The sequence below is a fragment of the Faecalibacterium sp. An122 genome, assembly GCF_002160895.1.
Classification (GTDB): domain Bacteria; phylum Bacillota; class Clostridia; order Oscillospirales; family Ruminococcaceae; genus Faecalibacterium.
This window is the reverse complement of record NZ_NFLL01000014.1, coordinates 37156-61397: the sequence shown is the minus strand read 5'-3', so window position 1 is coordinate 61397 and position 24242 is coordinate 37156. Positions and strand designations below refer to the sequence as shown.

19 protein-coding genes are annotated in these 24242 nt (G+C 63.3%); 3 read left to right on the top strand and 16 right to left on the bottom strand.

Annotation, left to right across the window (positions count from 1 at the left end):
- Positions 1-6: 6 nt before the first annotated feature.
- From B5E67_RS09795 to catA, 10 genes are all read right to left on the bottom strand, one after another.
- Complete coding sequence (locus B5E67_RS09795; RefSeq protein WP_087385030.1) at positions 7-1935, bottom strand: heparinase II/III family protein; 1929 nt, start codon at positions 1933-1935, stop codon at positions 7-9.
- Positions 1932-3209 carry an MFS transporter gene (locus B5E67_RS09790; protein WP_143405410.1) on the bottom strand — a complete coding sequence of 426 codons (1278 nt, stop codon included), beginning with the start codon at positions 3207-3209 and terminating at the stop codon, positions 1932-1934. The genes B5E67_RS09795 and B5E67_RS09790 overlap by 4 nt, the downstream gene beginning before the upstream one ends.
- A complete protein-coding gene (locus B5E67_RS09785) occupies positions 3206-4348 on the bottom strand; it encodes a glycoside hydrolase family 88 protein (RefSeq protein WP_087385026.1) in 1143 nt (380 codons plus the stop codon). The genes B5E67_RS09790 and B5E67_RS09785 overlap by 4 nt, the downstream gene beginning before the upstream one ends.
- 15 nt (positions 4349-4363) lie before the next feature.
- Positions 4364-5323, bottom strand: a complete 960-nt coding sequence (locus B5E67_RS09780; protein WP_087385023.1) for a phosphoesterase — start codon at positions 5321-5323, stop codon at positions 4364-4366.
- 18 nt (positions 5324-5341) lie between these two features.
- Complete coding sequence (locus B5E67_RS09775; RefSeq protein ID WP_087385020.1) at positions 5342-6178, bottom strand: carbohydrate ABC transporter permease; 837 nt, start codon at positions 6176-6178, stop codon at positions 5342-5344.
- A 14-nt stretch (positions 6179-6192) separates the two neighbouring features.
- Entirely contained in the window at positions 6193-7107 is a 915-nt protein-coding gene (locus B5E67_RS09770; protein ID WP_087385018.1) for a sugar ABC transporter permease, read from the bottom strand.
- Positions 7108-7182: 75 nt separating this feature from the next.
- Entirely contained in the window at positions 7183-8616 is a 1434-nt protein-coding gene (locus B5E67_RS09765; RefSeq protein ID WP_087385015.1) for a substrate-binding domain-containing protein, read from the bottom strand.
- A 256-nt stretch (positions 8617-8872) separates the two neighbouring features.
- Positions 8873-10678: a sensor histidine kinase gene (locus tag B5E67_RS09760; RefSeq protein WP_087385013.1), complete on the bottom strand. Its 1806-nt coding sequence runs from the start codon at positions 10676-10678 to the stop codon at positions 8873-8875.
- The gene (locus B5E67_RS09755) at positions 10675-12261 is read right to left on the bottom strand and encodes a helix-turn-helix domain-containing protein (protein ID WP_087385011.1); all 1587 of its coding nucleotides are present in this window, start codon (positions 12259-12261) and stop codon (positions 10675-10677) included. The genes B5E67_RS09760 and B5E67_RS09755 overlap by 4 nt, the downstream gene beginning before the upstream one ends.
- A 178-nt stretch (positions 12262-12439) precedes the next feature.
- Entirely contained in the window at positions 12440-13072 is a 633-nt protein-coding gene (gene catA / locus B5E67_RS09750) for a type A chloramphenicol O-acetyltransferase (protein WP_087385009.1), read from the bottom strand.
- A 218-nt stretch (positions 13073-13290) separates the two neighbouring features.
- Here catA and B5E67_RS09745 point away from each other — a divergent pair, with 218 nt between their 5' ends.
- A complete protein-coding gene (locus tag B5E67_RS09745) occupies positions 13291-14061 on the top strand; it encodes an SDR family NAD(P)-dependent oxidoreductase (protein ID WP_087364820.1) in 771 nt (256 codons plus the stop codon).
- Positions 14062-14121: 60 nt separating this feature from the next.
- Here B5E67_RS09745 and B5E67_RS09740 read toward each other — a convergent pair whose 3' ends face one another.
- Positions 14122-14877 carry a LysR family transcriptional regulator substrate-binding protein gene (locus tag B5E67_RS09740; RefSeq protein ID WP_242956915.1) on the bottom strand — a complete coding sequence of 252 codons (756 nt, stop codon included), beginning with the start codon at positions 14875-14877 and terminating at the stop codon, positions 14122-14124.
- On the opposite strand from B5E67_RS09740, the gene B5E67_RS09735 reads away from it, so the two are divergent.
- On the top strand, positions 14876-16465 hold the full coding sequence (locus tag B5E67_RS09735) for an ABC transporter ATP-binding protein (protein ID WP_242956919.1): 1590 nt from the start codon (positions 14876-14878) through the stop codon (positions 16463-16465). The two genes, B5E67_RS09740 and B5E67_RS09735, sit on opposite strands and share 2 nt — an antisense overlap.
- A gap of 126 nt (positions 16466-16591) precedes the next feature.
- Here the strand turns inward: B5E67_RS09735 and B5E67_RS09730 are convergent, their stop codons facing one another.
- From B5E67_RS09730 to B5E67_RS09710, 5 genes are all read right to left on the bottom strand, one after another.
- On the bottom strand, positions 16592-17563 hold the full coding sequence (locus B5E67_RS09730; protein WP_087385006.1) for a carbohydrate kinase: 972 nt from the start codon (positions 17561-17563) through the stop codon (positions 16592-16594).
- Positions 17560-19068 carry a glycoside hydrolase family 32 protein gene (locus B5E67_RS09725; RefSeq protein WP_087385005.1) on the bottom strand — a complete coding sequence of 503 codons (1509 nt, stop codon included), beginning with the start codon at positions 19066-19068 and terminating at the stop codon, positions 17560-17562. Before B5E67_RS09725 ends, B5E67_RS09730 begins: the two co-directional genes overlap by 4 nt.
- Before the next feature lie 108 nt (positions 19069-19176).
- Positions 19177-20841: an extracellular solute-binding protein gene (locus B5E67_RS09720; protein ID WP_087385003.1), complete on the bottom strand. Its 1665-nt coding sequence runs from the start codon at positions 20839-20841 to the stop codon at positions 19177-19179.
- 45 nt (positions 20842-20886) lie between these two features.
- A complete protein-coding gene (locus tag B5E67_RS09715) occupies positions 20887-21783 on the bottom strand; it encodes a carbohydrate ABC transporter permease (protein ID WP_087385002.1) in 897 nt (298 codons plus the stop codon).
- Positions 21784-21795: 12 nt separating this feature from the next.
- The gene (locus B5E67_RS09710; RefSeq protein WP_087385001.1) at positions 21796-22746 is read right to left on the bottom strand and encodes an ABC transporter permease subunit; all 951 of its coding nucleotides are present in this window, start codon (positions 22744-22746) and stop codon (positions 21796-21798) included.
- 476 nt (positions 22747-23222) lie between these two features.
- On the opposite strand from B5E67_RS09710, the gene B5E67_RS09705 reads away from it, so the two are divergent.
- Entirely contained in the window at positions 23223-24221 is a 999-nt protein-coding gene (locus tag B5E67_RS09705) for a LacI family DNA-binding transcriptional regulator (protein ID WP_242956914.1), read from the top strand.
- The last annotated feature ends 21 nt before the right edge of the window (positions 24222-24242 follow it).

The following is a 24242-nucleotide window of genomic DNA, read 5'->3' as shown; positions in this document are numbered from 1 at the left end:
TTCAAGTCAGTCCAGATACAGCCCTTCGGGGCACTGGGGGGTAAAGGCGAGAACCGTTCCATAGCCTGTGCAGCCGTCGGCGCACAGCAGTCCCGCCTCGTGGGGGCCTGCCTGCCAGCTGAACAGTACCGTCCGGCTCTGACCGTCTTTGTCCACCCGGACTCCCTGGGCCAGGCGGGAGGCAATGGGCTTCCCTGCCCCGTCGGTCACCGGCACAAGCCGGGCGTCGCAGGGGCCGCCCAGGCTCAGCACCCACACCAGCGCCGTTGTGCCGCTGGTGGAGGCCGTCAGCCGGAGGGACGGCCCGGTGCAGAGGGTGTTGTACACCGGGGCGCGGGGGGATTCAAAGGCACAGCCCGTCTGGCCGCTGAGCCAGTGGAGCTGGGCACAGGTGCGGCTGCCCTTCCAGAAAACACTGCGCGGATTGAGGGTCAGGGTTCCCTGTCCGAAGTGGAAGTAAGCTTCCGCCTGGTGGCCGCCTGCGCTGCGGATGAGATCCGCCCCCACCAGAAGGTCCGGCTTGAGAAAGACCAGACGCCGTTCCACCAAAGCTCCCCGGGACAGGTATCCCCCATGCCCTGCGAACAGGTAATCCGCCGCCGGGTCAAAATGGGCCCGGGCCGGCAGGGGCTGGGCGATGTTCTCCCACTCCCAGGTGGCGCGGTACTGGGTGAAGTCGGTTTCATCCAGCCGGAGGGTATTGTGGGCGGCGGGGCTCTTCAGCGCCTGGCACCGGGGGCCATCCACATAGGTCAGGCGGCCGGGGTCCACCAGCACCGCCTCGCCCCCATGCCACACGTCCAGATGCAGCAAATCTCCATGGCCGTGGCCGCCGCCCAGGCGTCCGGCCCGCAGATGGATGAAGGTATCCTCCGGCTGCCAGCCGCTGCGCAGCATATAGTTGCCGCTGGCTTCCAGCTTCTGGGAGGGGCATTCGGGCCAGGCGGCCGGCCGGGCGGCCAGCCGCGCGGCGGCGTCGGGGCCGAAGTCCCACAGGGTTTCCTCACACAAGGGGCCCCGGGCCGCCGCTGCCAGCAGGGGGTCCTCCCACAGCAGGGCGCCCGCCGCCAGCAGGTCCCCGGCGTCGATGACGTCGCTGTCCCCCTGGGGCAGGATGGTGCGATCGGGAGCGGCCCACACCGCCAGAGCCCGGCACATGGCCCGGGCCTTTTCTTCCAGGATGGGCGGCGTGGGGATATCGTTCTGTTTTGCCAGCAGCAGGGTGTCCAGAACGGTATGGAGCACCTCACAGTGATACATGGGGCTCTGTTCCCACTGGACGCCGTCGGGCAGGACGGCGCGGCGGAGATTTTCCGCCAGACGATCCAGAGCCAGCTGCTGCCAGTCCTTGCGGCCCAGCCACAGGCCGATCAGGAACAGGCCGTGGGCCTGGATGGCCCCCCAGTTGCTCAGTTTCTGAAACGGTCCATGGGCCGATGCCAGATACGCCCCGTGGCGGGCCAGGCTCTCGTCGGCCTGAGCCCGCAGGCTCTCGGGAACAGCTCCCCGGAACAGGCAGAAGGCGCGCAGCCAGTTCTCCGGCCGCAGGCCCGCCTCCAGGGCACGCCAGGTGGTGGACTCGCTGGCGGGGGTGTGGGGCACCTGCCGCAGCCAGTCCTCTAGCAAAAACACAAAGGTATCCCGGTAAAGGGGCCGGCCGGTATACAGCCAGGCCTTGCCCAGATTCACAAAGATGGTGTGGCGGTTGAGGGCATAGGTCCACTCGGGGTCCCCTGCGGGGACGGCGTCCCACACCATCCCATCGGGAAAGCGGACCGGCTGGCAGGTGGGTTCCATCTCCCAGTGATCCTGAAACAGAAACTCCCGCCGGCAGATTTCATCCGCCCGGGCAATGGCTGCCGCGGCGGCGCCGGGGCAAAGGTTCCGCACCGCCCGCGCCGTGGCGGCGGTCTCGTTTTCAGCCCATAGGATCATACGCGTTCTCCCCTTTCGGTCTCACAGGCCAGGGCAAACCGGCCCCAGCGGCGGGCAAGCAGCAGGCAGACGGCCAGGGCCGTCCCCGCCATCACCGCCCACAGGGCCAGCACGGCGCCCCAGCCAAAACCCTGGGCCGCTGCGCCGATCCCCCATGTGGCAATGGCCGCCCCCAGGTAGGTGATGGCATTGAGACTGCCGGACAGGAATGCGGCCCCTGCGCGGCGGCCCGCCCGCACCGGCATGACGTTGATAAACATAGTATTGATGCCCAGCATCAGGGCGGTGGTGGCCGCCAGCAGCGCCACCGACAGAGGCAGGCTGTATTTTACCGCCGCCGGCAGAGCCAGCAGGCAGACCAGCGCCCCGGCGAACAGAGCCGCCGAGGTTTTCACCTCGTTGCGGAAGACGCAGCGGTCCAGCCAGCCGGCGCCATAGGCTCCGGTGAGGTTCACCAGAGGCAATGCCATCGAAACGGCCGCCGCAAAGGCGGGGCCCACCCCGAAATTGCTCTGGATCATGCTGGGGACCCAGCTGGTGACCCCGTCCTTGAGGCCGCCGTGGAGCATGGCGGGCAGAATCAGGCCCATCAGTCCGGCCCCCGCAAGGACAGGCAGCAGCCGAACCCCCGAGGGCTCTTTTTCCGCCGCCGGGACGGGGGCTGCGGCCGGACCGGACTGAACCGCCCGGCGCAGAGAGGGCGTGCCCAGCATCCACAGCACCGCAGCCGCCAGCATCACCGCGCCGCATCCCCAGAACGCCATCCGCCATCCAGCCAGGGCCATGGCCGCCGCGCTGAGGGCATAGGCCGCCAGGGTTCCCGCCGGGGTGGTGGAGTTGATGGAGACGCAGGCCTGGTCTTGCTGCACCAGGGGCATACATTCAGCGAACAGCCGGACGATGGGCGGCCAGACCATGGCCTGAAACAAACCGTTGGCCGCCCACAAGATGGGCATGGCCCCAGCCGGAGCCATGCCCATTCCCATATTGCATCCCGCCGAAAGCAGCAGTCCCGCCGGAATCATCCCAAAGGGCGAAACCCTCTGGCTCAGCAGACCGCAGAGCACCTGCCCCACGGCGTAGCAGACAAAATATCCGGTGGACACAGCCCCCGCCGCCGGGAGGCTGAGAACTCCCTCGGCAGTGATGGCCGCCATGACGGCGGAATAGTTGTACCGGCCCACATAAGCAGCCGCATAGGCCGTCCAGCTGAGCAGGAACAGACGCCGGCCCTGCTGTCTGGTTTCCAGGCGGGCAAAGGTCCCCTTCCTCATGCCCAATACGGCTGCCAGCCGCGGGTCCGCCGGGTCAGGGCCTCCATGTAGAAGTAGTCGCCCCAGAGGTTGGCCTCGTCAATGCCGTAATCCTTGACGGTATTGTAGGGGCTGGACTTGCAGTAGACGCCGTGGAGCAGCACGCCGCCGCCCGGGCGGGATGCGCCGGCGGCACAGTGCCGGGCCAAAGCCAGCAGCAGGCGGTCTGCCGCCTCCCCCAGTTCTGCCTGTTCCTCCGGGGTCAGATGGGGCAGGGCCTTATAGATGCCGCAGGCCGCAATGGCGGCCGCCGAGGAATCCCGGGGCTCCTCCCCCTGGGTAAAGACCAGATCCCAATAGGGTACGCCGTCCTCCGGCAGGCGCTGGAGGAAGAACCGGGCGCAGGCCCGGAACCGGTCCAGATACTCTGCCTCGCCGGTGAAGCGGTAGGCCAGCGCCATGCCCAGGATGCCCCAGGCCTGGCCCCGGGCCCAGGCGCTGTCGGCCTTATAGCCCTGGGCGGTCATGGCCCGCACCGGCGCGCCGGTCTCGGGGTCCATATAGCAGGTGTGGCTGGTGGAGCCATCGGGGCGGAACAGGGTCCGGGCGGCGGTGGCAGTATGGGTCCGGGCCATCCCGGTATAGCGGTCATCTCCCGTCTCGCGGCCCGCCCACCACAGCAGGGGCATATTCATCAGGCAGTCGATGATGAGGCGGTATTCCGCCGGGTCGCCGCAGCGGCCCCAGGCCTGGATGAACTGGCCCACCGGCTGGAACCGTTTGGTCAGCCGCTGGGCTGCCTCCAGGGCGGCCTGGCGGCCGGTTTCGCTGCCGGTCAGCTGCCAGGCGGCCACGCAGGAGGGGGTGTAGAGGAAGCCCAGGTCATGGTGATCCAGGTTCTCCCCCACTGCCAGCCGCCGGGCAAAGCTGTCCACCTGGCGCAGGGCCGCCGCCCGGAAGCGGTCGTCCCCGGTGGCCTCATAGGCCAGCCAGCACTGGCCGGTGAACAGGCCGGGGGTCCAGTCGGTATTGATGCCCACGGGGTACACCCCGTTTTCGGTGCAGGGCAGCGGGAAATCCTCCCCAAACTGGGTGATGTTGCACTTCACCTGCTCTGCGGCGGACCGCAGGGCCGATGCAAAGAGATCCATCCGGTCCATCCTCAAAAGCTCCTCTCAGTCGTCCAGCCAATAGGCGTTGGAATAGGCGCGGCGGCCCGAGGCATCCCGGCATTCCACCCGGATGTACTCCTCATCGCCCCGCAGGGGGAATGCCGCCCCGGTCAGGGTCTGGCCCGGGGCCGCCAGTTCCATCAGGCAGCGGCGGCCGCTGGTCACCACATAAATCTTCTCCACCGGGCTGCAGGACACTTCCAGCGCGCCGTTCCGGATCACCAGGTGATGGATTTCCGGGCCGGTGGAGGCGTAGAAGTTCCCCTGCCGCAGGGCCTCGATCACCTCGGCATAGCCCAGGCGGGGCAGCTTGAGCATGGTGAACCCGCCGAAGGCGTCGCACCGGGGGTCCCCCGGCTCATAGACGTTGTGGTTGTCGTCGGTGGACAGGCAGAACAGCCGCCGGCCGGTCCGCAGCATCTCATCGTAGGCCTGGGGCGCATAGCCGTACAGGCCGTCCAGCTCGCAGCCGTGGTTGTAGATCTCCATGGCGAACACGTGGTCCAGATCCTTATAGTCCTGCCAGTTCTGCAGCGACCAGTAGGGGTGGTTGTAGCAGCACAGGAAGCCTTCCGCTTCCTTCCCGGCCAGGAACTCGTTCAGGGCCGCCAGGTCGCCATAGCGCTGGGGCGGCTGCTGGGCCTCAAAGCCGGTGCGGGTTTCGGGGTGGGTATCGTAGAAGTTCAGGTGATAGGTCCGCACCCGCTGAAAGTCTCCCGACGGCGGGAACGGCTCATTCAGGTCGGCCTCATAGGCCGCCAGCGGGATGAAGGTCTCATCCATCAGCTCGGGATGCCAGCCATAATGGCGGTGGTCGGTGAACGCAACCACCGAATAGCCCCGCTTCTGATACTCTGCCTTCACCTGCTCTTTGGTCCAGCGTCCGTCCGACAGGACGGTATGACAGTGAAGATTGGCCTTGTAAAACTGCCCGGCCTCAGGCAAAAGCGCGCGGTCTTTCATTTTTCTCGACTCCTCGACTTAACCCTTGACGGCGCCGGCGGTGATGCCCTCGACGAAGTACTTCTGGCACAGGAAGAAGGCAATGATGACGGGCACCAGAACCAGGGTGGCGCCGGCCATCTGGGCGCCGTAGTCCTGGGCCAGGCCGGAGGCCAGCAGTTTGATACCGACCGAGATCATCTGCTTGTTGATGTCGGAAATGTACAGGTAGGGGCTCATGTAGTCGTTCCAGCTCCAGACAAAGCTGAACAGCAGCATGGTGGCCACCTGAGGCATGCACAGGGGCAGGATGATCCGGCGATAGATGGTGAAGTGGTTGCATCCGTCGATGCGGGCGGCCTCGCTCAGGGCCTCGGGCACCGCCACAAAGGCCTGGCGCAGCAGGAACACAAAGTAGACGTCCACCGCCGCGGGCAGGATCAGGGACCACATGGTGTTCAGGATGTGCAGTTCCTTGAAGATGATGTACCGGGGCATGATCATGATGTCGCTGGGGATCATCAGACCGGCCAGCAGCACCAGGAAGATGGCGTCACGGCCGGGGAACTTGATTTTGGCGAAGCCGTAGGCCGTGATGGTGATGATGAAAAACTTGAGGATCAGGGTCAGGCCGGTCATGACAACGGTGTTGCCGAACCAGCGGAAGAAATCGTAGAACTCGTTCTTGAACAGGGTCTTGAAGTTCATCAGGGTGAAGTTCTTGGGGATGATCTGCAGCGGGGTGGACAGGACGTCGCCGCTGGGTTTGAAGGACGACGACAGCATGAAGACGAAGGGATAGATGCAGCAGATACCCAGCAGCACCATGATGACGGTGATGACGATCTTGAGGATATGCTCTTTCTTTGCACGCATGGCGGGATACCTCCTTACTGGTCAGCCCACTTCTTCTGGCCGCGCCACTGGATCAGGGTGATGACCATGACGATGGCGAACATCACCAGGGCCTGGGCGGCGGCGTAGCTGGTCTCATACTTCACGAAAGCGGTGTTGACGATGTTCAGGCTCATGACGGTGGTTGCCTGGCCGGGGCCGCCGTCGGTCAGGGACTGGATGACGGTAAAGTTCTGCAGGCTGGTGATGATGGAGCTGATGGTCAGGAAGAAGGTGGTGGGCGCCACCGACGGGATCACCACGTTGCGGATCTGCTGCCACTTGTTGGCGCCGTCGATCTCGGCGGCCTCGATCTGGGATTTATCCACGTTCTGCAGCGCGCCCAGATAGGTCAGGAAGTTCAGGCCGATGCCCTTCCACACGGCGATGAGCACCACCGCCGGCAGGGCCCATTTCTGGTTCAGCAGCGGGATGATGGGGTCCTCCACCCCAAAGAACTTCTGCAGCAGGTAGAAGGGGCCGCGGGGTCCCAGAATCAGTTGGAACACGACGGCGACGGCCACCATGTTGGAGACGTAGGGCAGGAAGAACATGGAGCGGATGCCCTTGGCCCAGAACACGCCCTTGTTCAGCAGGTAGGCCAGGATAAAGCTCAGGATCATGATAACCGGCACATAGATCAGGGTGTACAGACCCGACCGGCCCAGGGCCGCCATGGCTTCCTTGCTGGAGAAGAAGCGGACAAAGTTCTTCAGGCCCACAAAGTGGACGTTGTCCAGCTTGGTGATGAACTTGACGTCCAGCATGGACAGCACAAAGGCCGAAACAAAGGGGATGCCGGTGAAGATGGTGAATGCGATCAGATACGGCGTCACAAACAGGTAGCCCTGGAGCGCTTCGCTCTTGGAGGCTGCGCTTTTCTTCGCCTTGACTTTAGTGGAAAGGGGCATGATGGTTCCTCCTTTTCTCAAAAAATGCCGCCGCTTGCAGGGGCGGCGGCGTGAAAATGACGTTCAGGGAAAGACTCAGTACAGCTCAGCCTCTTTGATGGCCTCGTTGGAGCGGTCCTGGATGTTCTTCATGGTGGTATCCAGGTCCTGCTGGCCCATGCCGTACAGCGGAGCCTCCGACACCCAGATCTGGCTGATGGTGGTGTCGGCGGTGCCCACGATCTTCTCGGACAGCACCTTGCGGTCGCTGGCGAACCAGGCTGCCTTGAACTGGTCGGCGGTGATGCCGTCGTTGGCGTAGTTGGGAGCCAGGTCGTTCTCGATGTAGCTGGTGATCTCCTCGTCGGTCAGGTCGACACGGGCGGGAACGCGGCCCTGGCCCAGGGTGTACTGGTTCTCGGCGATGCAGCGGATGGCCTCAAAAGCGGCCTCCTTGTTCTTGCTGGTGCTGGGCACAGCGTAGCAGCCGGGCACGGTGAGGGTGGAGGGTTCCTGTCCCTCGGGGTAGGGCATGGGCAGGATGGCGCACTTCCAGTCGCGGGGGTACTTCTCGCTGTCGGTCAGCAGGGAGGCGGCCCAGCTGCCGCAGACGAACATACCAAACTGAGCCTTGTCGTAGCTGCCGGAGGCGTTGGCCACGCCGGTGGAAGCAAAGGCGTTCCAGGGGTAGACGCCGGCCTTATAGGTGGTGATGTCGGGCTGGATCTTCAGCTCGTTGCCCAGGCTGTAGAAGAACTCGACGCTGTCGCGGAAGCGGACGTCGTCGTAGTTGGCGGTGCCGTCGGCCTTGTAGTGCTCGGCGCCGTTCTGCAGGGCGTACATGTAGTTGTAGCAGTCGTAGTCCAGCATCAGAGAGCCGTAGATCTCCTCGTCCAGGTTGGTCAGCTTCTGGGCGGTCTCGATGTACTTCTCCCAGGTCCAGCCCTCGGCGGAGGGGATCTCCACGCCGGCGTTCTCAAAGACCTTGGTGTTGATGTAGGTGCACCACACGTCGGTGAAGGCGGGCAGGCCGTAGACCAGGCCGTCGTCGTAGACGGGAGCGCTGTCGCCGAACACGCCCTTGATGTCGTAGCCCTCGGCGCTGGCCACCTCGTCCAGAGAGGACAGGACGCCGGCGTCATAGAACACCTTCAGCTGTGCGGTGGTGCCGTAGATGATGTCCAGCTCGTCGCCGGCCTGCAGGCTGACCAGGCGCTTGTCCACCTCGCCGGTGTCGGCCTTGGGGATGATGCTGAACTGGATGTCGATGCCGGTCTTCTCCTTGACCATCTCCACGATCATCTTCATCTCAGGGCCGGTGGCCTCGGTGTCCGATGCGGCGTAGTACAGGGTGACGCCGGCATAGGGCTTGGTGGGATCAGCGGGAGCCGTCGAGGAGCCGGAAACCGAGGCGCTGGAAGCGGTGCTGTCCGAGGAGCCGCAGCCGGCCAGCAGGCCGGCGGTCATGGCGGCGGCGCCCAGGCCGGCGCACTTCAGGAACGAGCGGCGGGAAATAAACTTTCTTGACATGATGTTCCTCCTTGAGATGTTGGATTCGTGTGCTTTCTCTTAAAGCGGGCTGTTCGCCCCGCTTGCTTATGGCTCTATTATAAGTCGAAACCCATTTCTTAAAATAAGCAGAAATTGAAGTCCGTCTGCATTTTTTGACTTAGTACAAGAACAGCCGATCCATGTCAATTTCTGCAGATGCGTCCCCTGCCCTGCCTGAAAAGGCGCAAAAAGCCGTCCCAGCCACCGGGAGGCAGATGGGACGGCTTGTGTCGGGTCAGAACCCGCGCCAGGGCAGAATCAGCTCCACACGGGTGCCCAGGCCCGGCTTGCTCTGGACCCGCAGGCAGCTGGAAGAACCTGCGTACAGACGCAGACGGGCGCTGATATTGTGCAGGCCGATGCCGGTGCTGCGGTGGTTGGCCCCGGCCTGGGGCTTGCGGCCATGGAGAATCTGCTGGCGCAGGGCCTCCAGGGCGGCGGCATCCATGCCCACGCCGTTGTCGGTCACCGTCAGGACCAGGTTGTCCCCCCGGTGCCAGGCGGCCACCCGGATGCGCAGGGTATGATCCAGCCCCTCCATGCCGTACAGGAGGCTGTTCTCCACAATGGGCTGGAGAATCAGCTTCAGCACCTCCACGTGCTCGGGGTCACAGCCGTGCATCCGCACTTCATAGTCCACCTTGTTGCCGTAGCGGCTGCGCTGGATGTTCATATACATCTGGACGTGTTCCAGCTCCTGCCGCAGGGGGACAAACAGGCCGCCCGAAATACTCAGCCGGTACAGTTTGCCCAGGCTGGAGGCCAGTTTGCCGATATCGGGCCGGCCCGCCTCCCCTGCCTTCCAGACGATGGACTCCAGGGTATTATAGAGGAAGTGGGGGTTGATCTGGCTCATCAGCACCTGCATTTCCAGGTCCTGGCGGCGGCGCTGCATCCGCATCTTCTGCTCGATGCCCAGACGCAGGCTGTCCAGCATGGCGTTGTAGCCCTCCATCATCTGGACCACTTCCGCCGGGCCGTGGGGCTTGACGTGGGCGTACAGGTCCCCGGCGTCCACCCGGCGCATGGCCTGTTCCAGCTGGGCCAGCGGCATCATGAACCGGCGGTAGAGGTAGACAATTAAAACGGCAAACACCAGCAGGCAGCCCAGCAGCACCCCAATGATCTGGACGTACAGCGAATAGGTGACGGCGGTGATCTGTTCCACCGGCACCAGCAGCAGAACCCGCCAGCCGGTGGACTCCCCTACGGCGGTGGCCACATTGTACAGCACGCCCCCCACCCGGACGGTGGCGGAGTCCTCCTGCAGGCCGGCGGCCGCCTCCACCACTTCCGCCGGGGCCTGGCAGGCCGCCACCGCTTCCTCGTTGCTGGAGGAAATCAGCTCGCCGTCCCCGGTGAGGACATACACCTCCGCCCCCAGCCGCTTGGCCTGGAGTTCATACAGCTCGTACAGGGACTGTTCCTTGACGGCGAAGATATGGACATAGGGGTAGCCGCTCTTGAGGGCCGAGTAGACCCGGCGGCTGCCGATCACCGCCAGATCCTGCCGGGGGTCGCCGTACGTCTCGGTCCGCAGAAAGTTTTCCTGCAGGGGGTAAAAATAGAACTTGCCCAGCTTTTCGGGGTTGTTGACGTCCAGCTCCTCCAGTTTCTTGATGAGCAGGGTGGTGACCTGGTTGGGGTCCTGGAAATCCAGCACGTCCCGGCGGCCCACCAGGTAGATGGCGCCGATCCGCTCCTGCTGAACCAGGCGGGAGTAGCTCTCAAACAGGGCGTTGTTGGTGTGAATGATGGCGTATTGTTTGGCGATGGGGTCGGCGCTGTAGTCCCGGTCCAGGATTTCCAGCAGCCGCTCGTCGGTGGAAAAGGCATCCGACACGCTGTAGATGCCATCGGCAAAGTGGTCCAGGGTGGTGCTGATATCCTGGGCGGCAAAGCGCAGAGCCTCGGCGTCGGCGTCCTGCTGGACCCGGATGGTCCGGGCGAACAGCAACGAGATGATGACCAGCATGGGCACAAAGCAGGTCACCAGCGCCATCAGCATCCGGCGCCGCAGGGTGGAGCCCCCGGCCTTCATTTCGCCCCTCCCTGTACCGCACGGTACTCCGCCGGCCGCACGCCGTAAAACCGTTTGAACACCCGGATGAAGTTGGAGGTGTCGGCATAGCCGCACTGGGCGGCAATCTGATAGACCTTGACGTCCGGCTCGGCCAGCAGTTCGGCGGCCAGCCGCATCCGCTTTTCGGTCAGGTAGTCACTGAAGTTGCAGCCCAGCTCATTTTTGAACACCCGGGAAATATAGGCCGGGGTCTTGTGGACATAGGCGGCCACGCTCTCCAGGGACAGGGCGTTGGAACAGTATTCGGCGTCCACATACTCCCGCACCCGCATGGCCACGCTGTTGACGATATGGCCGTGGCCGCGCCGCTGGGACAGGGCCTGCTGGCAGCCGAACAGGCAGGCCAGCACAAAGTCCCGCTTGGCGTTCAGGGTCTCGCTGAGGTAGATATCGGTGTAGTGGGCCCCCAGGGTCCGCAGCACCTCCTCCATCTGGACGCCGTACCGCAGGCCCCACAAGGACACATGGAACAGCAAAGACAGGCACAGCTGGTCCACATAGCGGTATTCCAACCGGCGGGAGGCCAGGGGCAGCAGGACCCGGTCGATTTCGTCCCGCAGGTCCTCATAGTTCTGGGCCAGGAGGGCTTTCTCCACCTGGTCGGTGTCAAAATAGGGCATATCCGCCGGCTGGTCCAGCCGCATCCGGGAGAAAAAGTAGATGGCTTCCCGCCCGGCAAAGGCGCTCTGTTTGGCGCTGCAGTTGGCCTGCTCATAGGCCCGGGGCAGCATCCCCGGCTCGGTGCACAAATCGCTGATGCCCGCCGACAGGGTGGCCCGCAGCCTGCTGCTGACCGCCCGCTGCAGGGCCTGGATATCCGCCAGCACGTCGGCCGGGTCCATCTCGTCGCCGCTGCTGTAGAGGACCACCACGTCCTCCCCCGCCAGCTGGAAGGCCAGCCGGTGGAGGGGGCCGGCGGGCTGGGCCGACACCACCTCCCACACCTTCCGCCAGAGGGCCATCTGGTCCGAGCGCTCGTCTCCGCCGTGGCCGTCCAGCACAAAGGCCGCCACCTGCAGGTTGTCCAGGTCGATGCCCGCCTCGGTCAGCATCGAGAGGAAGCGGTCGGTCTCCTCGGGAGAGGCCACCCCGTTGAGCATGGCGGTGAGCCACAGGTGAAAGTGGCGCAGAACGCTCTCGGTGATCTGGGCGTTGCGCAGCCGCTCATGGTCCATGGCGGCCTTCAGCCGGCGGAAGGATTCCTCAAAGTCGTCGATGTCGGTGGGCTTGAGCAGGTACTCGGCCACATGGTTTTTGATGGACATATTCAGATACTTGAAGTCGCTGTATCCGCTCAGAATGACGATTTTCACCTCGGGGTAGTCCCGGCTGAGCCGCTGCATCAGCTCCACCCCGTCCATTCCCGGCATCCGGATATCGGACAGCACCACATCCGGCCTGCAGGTCTCCATCTTGGCCAGCACCTCCTGGCCGCTGGCGCACAGGGCGCAGACTTCATAGCCCCAGTCCCGCCAGGGGAGGCTGTTGGCTATGCCGTTACGGATATTTTCTTCGTCGTCCGCAATGATCAAACGATACATGGAAACTCCACCTTCCCGTCTTTACAACGCCGCATCCCAAAAAAGCGCGGCAGAGGGCTGCCGCGCTTTTTCACTTCCTTATAAGTACAACTTTATTATACTGCCGGAAACCGCGGCCTGCAAGCTCTGTTTCATCGGCTGTTTTTCGCTTTTGGGTGGCAGATTTTGCTGTCCGGGGTCAAAATCCTCCGTTGTCGATCAGCTCCTGCAGCTCCCGGACAAACCGGCTGACGTGGAACCCATCGCACACCGCATGATGAACCTGCACCGCCAGGGGCATGGTCACGCGGCCCCCTTCCTCGGTATACCGGCCCATGGTGAAGATGGGCAGCAGGTAGGTATACCCCCGCTGCAAATTCAGGTTGAAGCCCTCAAAGCTGGTCCAGGGCAGCATGGACACCGTGAAGATATTTTTGGGCGGGCAGGGCTTCCCCTCCATCCCCTGGCGGCTGCCGTATTCCAGATGGTCTTTTTCATAGGCGGCGAGAAAGGCGTTGTAGTCCTCCGCGTACTCGGTCCACAGCTCCGAGAAGGTCTCGGTGTCGGGGTGGAACACGGTATAGGAGGGGTTCATCCGGCTGAACACCCCCGGCTGCCCCGCCTCATCCAGGGCGGTGCGGAACTCGGGGTGACGGTTGACCACGGTGGTCAGGTAATACAGCATGGCGGGGTACAGCTTCTGTTTTCGGACGCGAATGGGGGTGATATCCAGCTTGACCGTGATGCTGTAGGTACAGGGAACAGCCGAAAAATAGTGTTCAAAGTACTCTCTCCGGGGCCAGGTTTCGGGGTCGATCTTTACAAATTCCATTTTGACAGCTCCTCACAGAACAGATTCCGTTTCCGGGCCCGCCTGTCCAGCCGGGCCGGCCGCATTTCATTCAGTATAGCATAAAGAAATGGGGAGTGAAAGGAAGCAAACGTCCATTTTGAGCGGCCGCCTTGACACGGCCCCGCCGGGGCGGTATCATGGGGCCAAAAGACCGGCCGCATTTCCCCCGTTTGTGCTTGAGAGAGGAGCGTTTGTCTATGAAGATTGCCGTGGTCACCGGCGCATCCAGCGGGCTGGGGCGGGAGCTCACCCTCCAGCTGGCCCGCACCGAAAAGCATCTGGACGAAATCTGGGTCATCGCCCGCCGGCGGGACCGTCTGGAAGCCCTGCGCCCCCTCTGCCCTGTCCCCCTGCGGGTGCTGCCTCTGGACCTGACCGCCCCCGGCGCAGCGGATGCCCTGGAAGCCGGGCTGGCAGCCGCCGCCCCCGAGGTGGCGGTCCTGGTGAACGCCGCCGGCTTTGGCCGGATGGGCGACTGGCAGGCCGTCACCCGCCGGGACAGCGCCGCCATGATCCAGCTGAACTGTCAGGCCGCCGTGGAGGTCACCCAGATCTGCCTGCCCTACATGGGGCCGGGCGGGCGGATTCTGGAAATCTGCTCCACCTCGGCCTTCCAGCCCTTCCCCTACCTGAACGTATACGCCGCCACCAAGGCCTTCCTTTACCATTACAGTCTGGCGCTGGGGCGGGAGCTGCGTTCCCGCCGCATCACGGTGACGGCGGTATGTCCCTACTGGATTCGGGACACCGAATTCATCCCGGTGGCCCGTCAGGGCGAAAGCCAGGCGGTGCGGCATTTCCCGCTGGCCTCCACCGCCCGGCGGGTGGCTGTGCGGGCCCTTCTGGACAGCCGGCACGGCCGGGCGGTCTCCACCCCGGGGCCGGTCTGCACCGTCCACCGGGCCGCCGCCAAATGTCTGCCTTCCGGCGCCCTCATGACCCTCTGGGAGGGTCTGCGCCGCCTTTGATCCCCTAAAACAGCAAGCCGCCCGTTCCCTCTCCGGGAGCGCGGCGGCTTTTTTGTGCGTTCAGGGCTTTTTGGGGTTCAGGGTCTGCTGGGCGCAGGTGATGAAGGCTTTCAGGAGGGGGCGGTCCTTCCAGCTCTTGTAATAAAAGCCAAAGGAAACCGGCTGGCCCCCTTCCAGGGGGATCTGGCGCAGGCCGGGCAGGGCGGGCACCAGCACCGACGGCAAAACCGACACCCCATAGCCTGCGGCGGTCAGCACCGCCACGGCCTCCACTGTATCGCAAAAATACAGTTCGGCGGGCATCCGGTCCCCCAGCAGCGCTTCCTGCTGATGGTGGACATCGGGCGGCACCTGGGAGGGGTCGGACACCACCAGCCGCACCTTGCGCAGGTCCTCCGGCGACACCACCGCCTGTTTTGCCAGGGGGTGGCCCTCGGCGCAGATGCACACCATGGGCGAGCGGGTCAGCTCCTTATACAAAAAGGACGAGGCCGCACCGTTTTGGAACTCCGCCACCAGGTCCAGGCTGCCCTCCTCCAGCAGGCGGTAAATATGCCGGAAGGGCACCACATGAAACTGGGGGTGAAAGGCGGGGTGGTCCTTCTGCATGGCGGCCAGGGGCCCGGTCAGCAGGGACATGGACTGCATGTGCATGCACCCCACCGTCAGCGTCTCAAAGGTCTCGGAGGAACGGTGGACAAACCGCTTGCGGGCCCGGTCGGACACCGCCGCGATCTGCCGCGCGTCGGGCAAAAACAGCATCCCCTCATCGGTCAGGCGGACCGAATGGGTGCTGCGGTGGAACAACCGCATCATGGTCAACGTCAGCCAGGGCACCATGCACAACCTGCGCATCGAACTGTTCCAGCACATGGAATCCCTCCCCATCCGCTACTTTGACACCCACGCCCACGGCGACATCATGTCGGTGTACACCAACGACGTGGACACCCTGCGCCAGCTCATCAGCCAGAGCATTCCCCAGCTGCTCAACTCGCTGGTCACCATCGTCACCAGCCTGGTCAGCATGATTCTGCTGGACCTGCCCCTGACCGCCATCACGGTGGCCATGATCTGCGTCATGGTGATGGTCAGCAGCCGTCTGGCGGGCAAGTCCTCCCGCTATTTCACCAAGCAGCAGAGCGACCTGGGTGCCGTCAACGGCTACATCGAGGAGATGATGGACGGCCAGAAGGTGGTCAAGGTGTTCTGCCACGAGGGCCAGAGCATCGACGATTTCCGCGCCCTCAACGACCAGCTGCGGGACAGCGCCGACAAGGCCAACACCTACGCCGGCATCGCCATGCCCCTCAACGCCAACCTGGGCAACATCAGCTATGTGCTCTGTGCGGTGGTGGGCGCCCTGCTGGCCCTGAACGGCTACGGCGGCCTGACCCTGGGCGGGCTGGTGTCCTTCCTGACCCTGAACAAAAACGGCACCCAGCCGGTGAGCCAGGTGTCCATGCAGACCAACAGCGTGGTGATGGCTGTGGCCGGCGCCGAGCGCGTGTTCGCCCTGCTGGACGAGGAGCCTGAGACCGACGAGGGCTACGTCACCCTGGTGAACGCCCGGGAGAAACCGGACGGAACCCTGGAGGAGTGCGCCGAGCGGACCAACATCTGGGCCTGGAAGCACCCCCACCACGACGGCACCCTCACCTACACCAAACTGGAGGGCGATATCACCTTTGACAACGTGGACTTCGGCTACGACCCCGAAAAGATCGTCCTGCACAACATCAACCTGTTCGCCACCCCGGGCCAGAAGATCGCCTTTGTGGGCTCCACCGGCGCAGGCAAAACCACCATCACCAACCTGATCAACCGGTTTTATGACATCGCCGACGGCAAAATCCGCTACGACGGCATCAACATCAACAAGATCAAAAAGGGCGATCTGCGGCGCTCTCTGGGCATTGTGCTGCAGGACACCCACCTGTTCACCGGCACCGTCATGGACAACATCCGCTATGGCCGTCTGGACGCCACCGACGAGGAATGTCTGGCCGCGGCCCGTCTGGCCAACGCCGACGATTTCATCCGCCGCCTGCCGGATGGCTACAACACCATGCTGACCGGCGACGGCGCCAACCTGTCCCAGGGCCAGCGGCAGCTGCTGGCCATTGCCCAGACGGCGGTGGCCGACCCGCCGGTGCTGATCCTGGACGAGGCCACCAGTTCCATCGACACCCGCACCGAGGCACTGGTCCAGCAGGGCATGGACGCCCTGATGACCGGCCGCACCACCTTCGTCATCGCCCACCGGCTCTCCACCGTGAAAAACTCCGACTGCATCATGGTGCTGGAACAGGGCCGGATCATCGAGCGGGGCAGCCACGACGAACTGATCGCCAAGAAGGGCCGCTACTACCAGCTCTACACCGGCAACGCCATCGGCGCCTGATCCCCCTCCCCTCTCCCAAGCTCACTCCTTCTTGAAAACACACAGAGACGCCCGCCGGGTCCCCAAAGGGATGCCGGCGGGCGTCTCGTGTTGAATGGAAGGATGAATGTCCATTTTGATGGGCGGTCAGGCCCGGGCCATGGTCTGTTCCACCGCGGCCCGGTCGGGCATGGAGCGGATGGCGCCCTTTTTGGTGGTGACCAGGTAGGCCGCCGCATTGGCAAACCGGAGCATCTGGTCCAGGTCGTCGGCGGTGAGGCCCTCCAGGCCGTGTTCCAGCACAAAGTTCAGGACGCTGGCGCAGAAGGTATCCCCTGCGCCGGTGGTCTCGATGACCCCGCCCAAAGTACACCCGGGCTGGAAGGTATGCCGGCTGCCATAGAAGGCATAGCTGCCGGCGGCCCCCGCCGTCACGTTCAGCAGGCGGATGTTGGGGTACTGGCGCTGCAGCATGGCCGCGCCCTCGGCGAAGTCCTCCCGGCCGGTCATGAACAGCAGCTCATTGTCCGCGATTTTGAGGATATCGCACTGGCTCAGGCCCCAGGCGATCTGGGCCCGGGCCTCCTCCAGGCTGGGCCAGAGGGGTTCCCGCAGGTTGGGGTCAAAGGAGATCAGCGCGCCGGCCTCTTTGGCCAGGGCCACCGCCTTTTGGGTGGCGGTGCGGCAGGGTTCCCCGGTGAGGGACAGGGTGCCGAAGTGGAAGATCCGGCAGTCCCGCAGCAGTTCCTCGTCCAGATCCGACGCCGCCAGGTTGGCGTCGGCGCCCGGCTTGCGGTAAAAGCTGAAATCCCGGTCGCCTCCCGGCAGGGTCTGGACAATGGCCAGGGTGGTGGGAATTTCGGGGTCAAACCGGAGGGCCCGGGTGTCGATGCCCGCCTCCTGCACCACCTGGGCCAGCTGGCGGCCAAAGCCGTCCCGGCCCACCTTGCCCATGAAGGCGCAGCGCTTGTCCAGCTTCCGCAGCATGGCCAGCACGTTGCAGGGCGCGCCGCCGGGGTTGGCCTCAAAGAGGCTGTTGCCCTGTTCACTGAGGCCGTTCTGGGTGAAATCCATCAGCAGTTCCCCCAGGGCCACCACGTCAAATCCTTTCCGGTTCATTCTGCGTCCTCCTGCCCGAAGTTCAGGCTGTAGTGTTCCACATCGATGTAGGCGGCCCCTTCCACCACCTCAAAGCTGACCGACTGGGCCGACAGCGGGGTATAAATCACCATGCTGGCCGCCTGTTCGCCGTCGTTGACAAAGACTTCCAGGCTGTACCGGTCCATGACCACCCGGATCTTGACCGCCCCGTCCCGGGGGCGCACCGGGAAATCCCGCACGTTCACAATGTCATAGGGGAAGCCGCTGTGGGTGCGGTCCAGACGCAGGGTGCTGTTGGCCACCTTATACCGGATCAGGGTCTCCCGCTGGCCGTCCTTGGCCAGGTGGATCTTGAAGGCCTGATAGGAGGGCCGGTCGTCCACCGGGCGGACCGTCACCGTCAGGTCCATCAGGCGGCCCGACACCCCGCTCAGGTTGGTCTCCCCCGTCACCAGCAGGTCCTGATAGCTGACCTTGTGGCCGCGGTAGTTTTCCAGCTCCCGCACCGGGTTCTGGATCAGGCGGCCCTCCCGCAGGGACAGCTCCCGGGGCAGGGTCATCTGGCCGAACCAGCGGGTCCCCTGGGGCTGACAGTTGGTGGTGGCCCAGTTCTGCATCCAGGCAATCATAATCCGGCGTCCGTCGTAGCTCTGGAGGGTCTGGGGCGCATAGAAGTCGGTGCCGTAGTCGATGGACTGGATCCGCTGCCGCGCAAAGCGGCGGGCGGCGGGGTCATAGCGGCCCATCAGGGCGATGGACCCGAATCCCGCATGGAATTCCAGGCCGGCGGCGGTCATCTCCTGGGGGCTTACCAGCATCACCTGCTGGCCGTCCAGGGGGAAGAAGTCGGGGCACTCCCACATCCGGCCATACTCGTTGCGGCTGGAATCCAGGGTGCAGGCGTAGCTCCAATGGGTGCCGTCGGGGCTCTCAAACAGCCGGATGGCGCCGCTGCCGTCGGGGGTGCGGTTGCCCGCCACCATATAGAATGTACCATCCGGGTCCTGCCAGACCTTGGGGTCCCGGAAGTCCAGCACGCTGCCTCCGGCCGGCAGGTCGCTGCCGTCCAGAACCGGGTTGCCGGGGTATTTCTCGTAGTTGACCCCGTCCCCGAAGGCCACGCACTGCTGCTGGAACGACTCCACCTGTCCGTCGGCCCGCCGGGTCTCATACACGCCGGTATACACCAGCATCTGCCGCCCGTCGGCCAGCTCGATGGCGCTGCCCGAAAAACAGCCGTCCCGGTCGGCGTCGGTGTCGGGGGCCATGGCGGCGGGCAGCCGCTCCCAGCGGATGAAATCCCTGGTCTTTACATGGCCCCAGTGCATCGGGCCCCAGTTGTTGCTGTAGGGGTGGTACTGATAAAACAGGTGGTACTCCCCTTGATAGCAGGAAAAACCGTTGGGGTCATTGATCCAGCCCACCGTCCCCGTCACATGAAAGGCCGGGCGTTCCCCGTCGGGGATATAGGCCCCGTACCGGGCTTCAAAATCGCGTGCGCGCTGTAACTTCTCACTGATCATGGAGCTTCCTCCCGGATGATGAAATATTCTGCCCCCTTCCCAGTCCCGCCCCGCTGCGCTGCGGGACGGGACTGCCCTGGAAGGAGAAATGCAGGAAATTGGCTTGGTTTACGCCTCGGTGTAGCGGGCGTAGGCGTTCTTGTAGACTTCCAGCAGCTTGTCCATGCCGCAGGTGTCGCTCAGCATCTGCTTATAGGCCTCCCACTCCTCATCGGTGGGGCCGCCATCCCGAATCCACAGGCCCTCCTGCTCCGAGACCATGCTCTCAAAGTCGGACTTGTAGCGGTCGATGGTGTCCAGCTCGTCGATGGTGAACACGCAGTCCACCGGGTAGACGCTGGTATCGGTGACCTGGGGCAGCCAGTAGTCGTACAGGTCGGTCAGGCGCTCCACGGCCCGGTCCTCCATGTGGAAGTTCTCCTCATAGTACTGGGAGAGGATCAGTTTGGGACCGGCCACCTCATACTCGCCCTTCAGCTCGCCGGCGCTCTTGCCAAACTGGGCCTGGGCCTCGGCGTCGGTGATGGAGTTCCAGACGCCGTTCTCGTCCTGCTGGGTGAAGTAGACGCCAATGGGGCCGTACTGCAGCTGCATGACGTTCTCGCCGGTGTACCACTGGTCGAAGAATTTCAGCAGGTTGATGGGGCTCTGGCACACCGAGGTGATGGACAGCTGGCCCGAATTGGTGCCGCCGCCGGTGCGGACGGTGACGTTCTTGGTGCCGTCGGGGCCGGCCAGAACCGGCAGGAACACATAGTCCTTGGCGTAGTCGCCCATCAGCTCGTCAATGTACCACCAGGTGGACACGCCCACCCAGCCCTGCTGGCACTTGGACATCAGCTGGGTATCCGACTGGGAGAACATCTCCACATCCATCAGGCCCTCGGCGTACCAGTCGTGGAAGTAGGTCACCGCCTCGCGGTACTTGTCGTTGACGCACATGAACTGAATGGTGCCGTCCCCCTGGAGAACCAGGTCGTTGCAGACGTCGTTGGGCCAGTTGGTGAAGCCGAAGCCGGCGTAGAAGATATTCTGGCCCCAGCACCACTGGTCAAAGCCGGTGGACATGGGAATGGTGGTACCGGCGTCGTTGCCATAGAACTTATGGCTCATGTCGTTGTCCTTGAAGGCCTTCAGGGCGGTGTGCAGCTCCTCCAGGGTGGTGGGAACCGCCAGGCCCAGGTCGTCCAGCCATGCCTTGTTGATCATGGAGAACTGGGGGATGGTGTAGATGGAGTAGTCTTCCTCCTTGCCGATGCCGGCGGTGCCCATCTGCTCGGCGGCGGGCAGGCCGTAGATGCAGCCGTCGCTCATGGTGATGGCCGAGCGGATGTTGGGGTTCTGCTCCAGGATGGCGGACAGGTTGGGCATGATGTCGGGGGTGATGTAGGGGTCCAGGTTGATGAAGGTGCCGTCGGCGCCGTAGTTGGTCAGGTCGTAGTTGGAGAAGCCCACACCCATGAAGGCGTCCGGCAGGTCGCCGCCGGCGATGCGGATGTTGACCTGTTCGGCCAGGGAGTCGCTCATGGTGTTCCACTCGATGGAAATGCCGGCGTTCTCCTGCATGGCATTCAGGACCTGGTTGTCGGCGTAGCCGGGCGACAGGGCCGACTGGCCGCCGATGATGGTGAACTGGGTCTGTTCGGTGCTCTCCACCACGCCGTTTTCATTGGCCACCGGGGCATTGCTCTTGGACCCGCAGCCGGTCAGGGCGGAAGCAGCGGCGACGGCGGCTGCAAAGGCAGCGCCCTGGATGAAGGTTCTTCTTCTCATAGCAGTTTCTCCTTTTCTTCTTCTGGTTGTGTGGCACAGGGCGGCTCAGCCCTTGACGGCGCCGGCCATGAAGCCCTTTTCAAAGTATTTCTGGACGAAGGGATAGACGATCAGCATGGGGGCCGCCGCCACCACGATGGACGAGAACTTGATCATTTCGGTCAGCTGGTTCAGCTCGGCGTAGCCGCCCGAAATGGTGCTGGCCTGGCTGGCGCTGGCCGAGCTCTTGATCAGGACGTTGCGCAGCACCAGGGGCAGAGGCGCCTTATCGGTGCCGGTCAGGTAGATCAGGGCGGTGAACCAGTCGTTCCAGTAGGCCACCATGCTGAACACCACCATGACCGCCATGATGGGCTTGGACAGGGGGATGATGATGCTCAGGAAGGTGCGCATCTTGGAGCAGCCGTCGATCTCGGAGGCCTCGATCAGGTCGTGAGGGATGCTGTTCTGGAAGTAGTTGCGGACGATAATCATGTTGCCCACACCCACGCCGCCGGGCAGGAACAGGGCCCACATGCTGTTGATGAGGCCGGTCTCCTTGACCACCAGGTAGGTGGGCACCAGGCCGCCGCCAAAGTACATGGTGAAGATGAAAAACAGGCTGAGCCACTTGCGGCCGGGCAGGTTCCGCTGGGACAGCGGATAGGCGGTGATGTACAGCATCACCACCGAGAAGATGGTGCCGATGACGGTGTATTTGATGGAGTTGATGTAGCCGGTGAAGATGTTGTCGTCGGCAAACACCGCCGCATAGCCCTTGAAGCTGAATTCACTGGGGAACAGGAAGGTCTTGCCGGCGTAGACGTCGTAGGGGTTGGAGAAGGAGGCCACCAGGACGTAATACAGCGGATAGGCCACAATGAACATGACCGCTGCGGTGATGACCACCAGCACCACGTCGCTGGCTTTGTCGGACATACTGTGAGGTTTTCTGGATTCCATGGTGCCGCCTCCTTACACAAAGTCCACATCCGAGGCCTTGGACGCGATCTTGTTGACGATGATCAGCAAAATCAGGTTGATGGCCGTATTGAACAGGCCAACCGCCGTGGAGTAGCTGTAGTTGGCGTTTTCGATGCCCTGCTGGTAGACGTAAACGGCGATGACGTCCGAGGTGGCCTTGTTCAGGTCGGTCTGGAGCAGCCAGACCTTTTCAAAGCCGATGTTCATCAGGTTGCCGGCGCTCATGATGAGGTTCAGGATCACCATAGGCATCAGGGCCGGCACGTCAATGTGGACAATCCGCTGGAACACCGACGCGCCGTCCACCTTGGCCGCCTCATACAGGGTGGTGTCCACGTTGGACAGGGTGGCCAGATAGATGATGCAGCCCCAGCCGGCATCCTGCCAGATGCCCGACGCAATATAAATGGTGCGGAAGGCCGAGGACTCGGTCAGAAAGTCGATGCTGGTGCCCAGCAGCAGGTTGATGAGGCCGCCCGACGGGCTGAGGAAAATCCGGATCATGCCGCAGACCACCATGATGGAGATGAAGTGCGGCGCATACAGGACGGTCTGGACAATCCGCTTATACCGCTTGAACCGCAGCTGATTGATGCACAGAGACAGCACAATGGGGATCGGGAAGCTCCACAGCAGGCTGTACAGGGCCAGCAGGAAGGTGTTCTTGATCATTCGGGCGCAGGTGGGGGCGGTGAAGAACCGCTCGAACCACTCCAGGCCCACCCATTCGCTCCCCCAAATGCCGCGGGAAGCCCGGTAGTCCCGGAACGCGATCTGGATGCCGTACATGGGGATGTACTTGTACACAAAAGTCAGCACCACCGGGATCAGCAGCAGCGCGTACAGCTGCCAGTTCTCCGCAATGCGCCGGCCCAGCGTCTTTCTGCGGTGCCCCTGCGGGAGCTGGACCGCCGCTGTGCTCGCTTGTACTTTGGAACGCATGATGTTCCCTCACTTCCTTTCAAAGAATCACAGAGATACGGACAACGTTCAGCAGGCACTCCTCCTTTCCTGCCAGCGGGATACTTCCGGCCCTCCCAGTTCTGTGTAACGTTTCATGGTTTTCTGTAAAACAAAGCCCGACAGGCCGGGCTGCGCTTCGCCGTGAAACGTTACACGTTTGGTTCGCCTTTATGATAATCCAGATTTTTTCTGTTGTCAAGGATATTTTTTGTGGAAAGCGCTTTTTTCCAAATTGCACAAAAGGAGGACATCCGGATTGTCAGCCATCACAAAAAGAGGCGTTTCACGGCCTGTTTCATGAAATTCACTTTACTTTCCGGGGGAAAGTTGCTATAATGAAGCCAACAAACATTGGAAAATCGCCGCGGGCCGGGCTGGAAAGCCCCTTTCTTTTCAGAAAGTTCATGAAACGTTCCACTTAAATACCCTGTCCGCGGCCTGTGAGGAAGGATTCTATGGCTAAAAAGACAACCACCGCCCCCACCATGAAAGACGTCGCCGCCGAAGCCGGTGTGGCGCTGGGCACCGTGTCCAAGGTGTTCAACCACATTCCGGTGGGCGAGGAATACCGCCTCCGGGTGGAGGAAGCCGCCCGCAAGCTGGGCTACCAGGTCAACAGCTACGCCCGGGGCCTCAAGACCAACAAGACCAACACGGTGGCCCTGATCTGGCCCAACCTGCGGCATCCCTTTTTCGCCAGCCTGTCCGACGCCATCATCGGCACCCTGATGAAGCGGGGCTACCGCACCATTGTGACTATTACCAATTACGACAGCACCGCCGAGCAGCAGTGCATCGACCTGGTGCGCCAGAACAAGGTGGACGGCATCATCGCCCTGACCTACAATCCCAACCTGGAAGTAGACCCCCAGCTGCCTTTTGTCAGCATCGACCGGCATTTCCGGGCCGAGATCCCCTGCGTGGCCTCGGACAACTTCGGCGGGGGCCAGCTGGCCGCCCAGAAGCTGCTGGAGCTGGGCTGCCAAAAGCTCCTGTTCCTCCGGCAGGGGTCCAATGTGGCCGGCGAGGCCGACAAGCGCCGGATGGGCTTTGAGGCGGTCTGCCGGGAACGGCAGGTGGAGTTTGAATCCCTGTACCTGCCCAACGAGGCCGGGTTCGCCCCCTTCGAGGCCTTTCTGGCCTCCCACACCCACGACGGGGCCTTTGATTACGACGGCATCTTCTGCAACACCGACCGCCTCTGTTACGAGATCCAGAAGCGGCTGGAACTTCTGGGCCTGCGGGTGCCCCAGGATGTCCAGATGATCGGCTTCGACGGCATCCAGCGGTTTGACAGCGACGACTATTACTGTTCCACCATCGTCCAGCCCATCCCCCAGATGGCCCAGACTGCGGTGGATCTGCTGCTGAGCACCGACCGTTCCAGCCTGCCGGCGCTGATCTGTCTGCCGGTGCAGTATCAGCCGGGCGGCACCACCCGCGACTGTCTCTGACACAGGAAAGGAGGACACGCC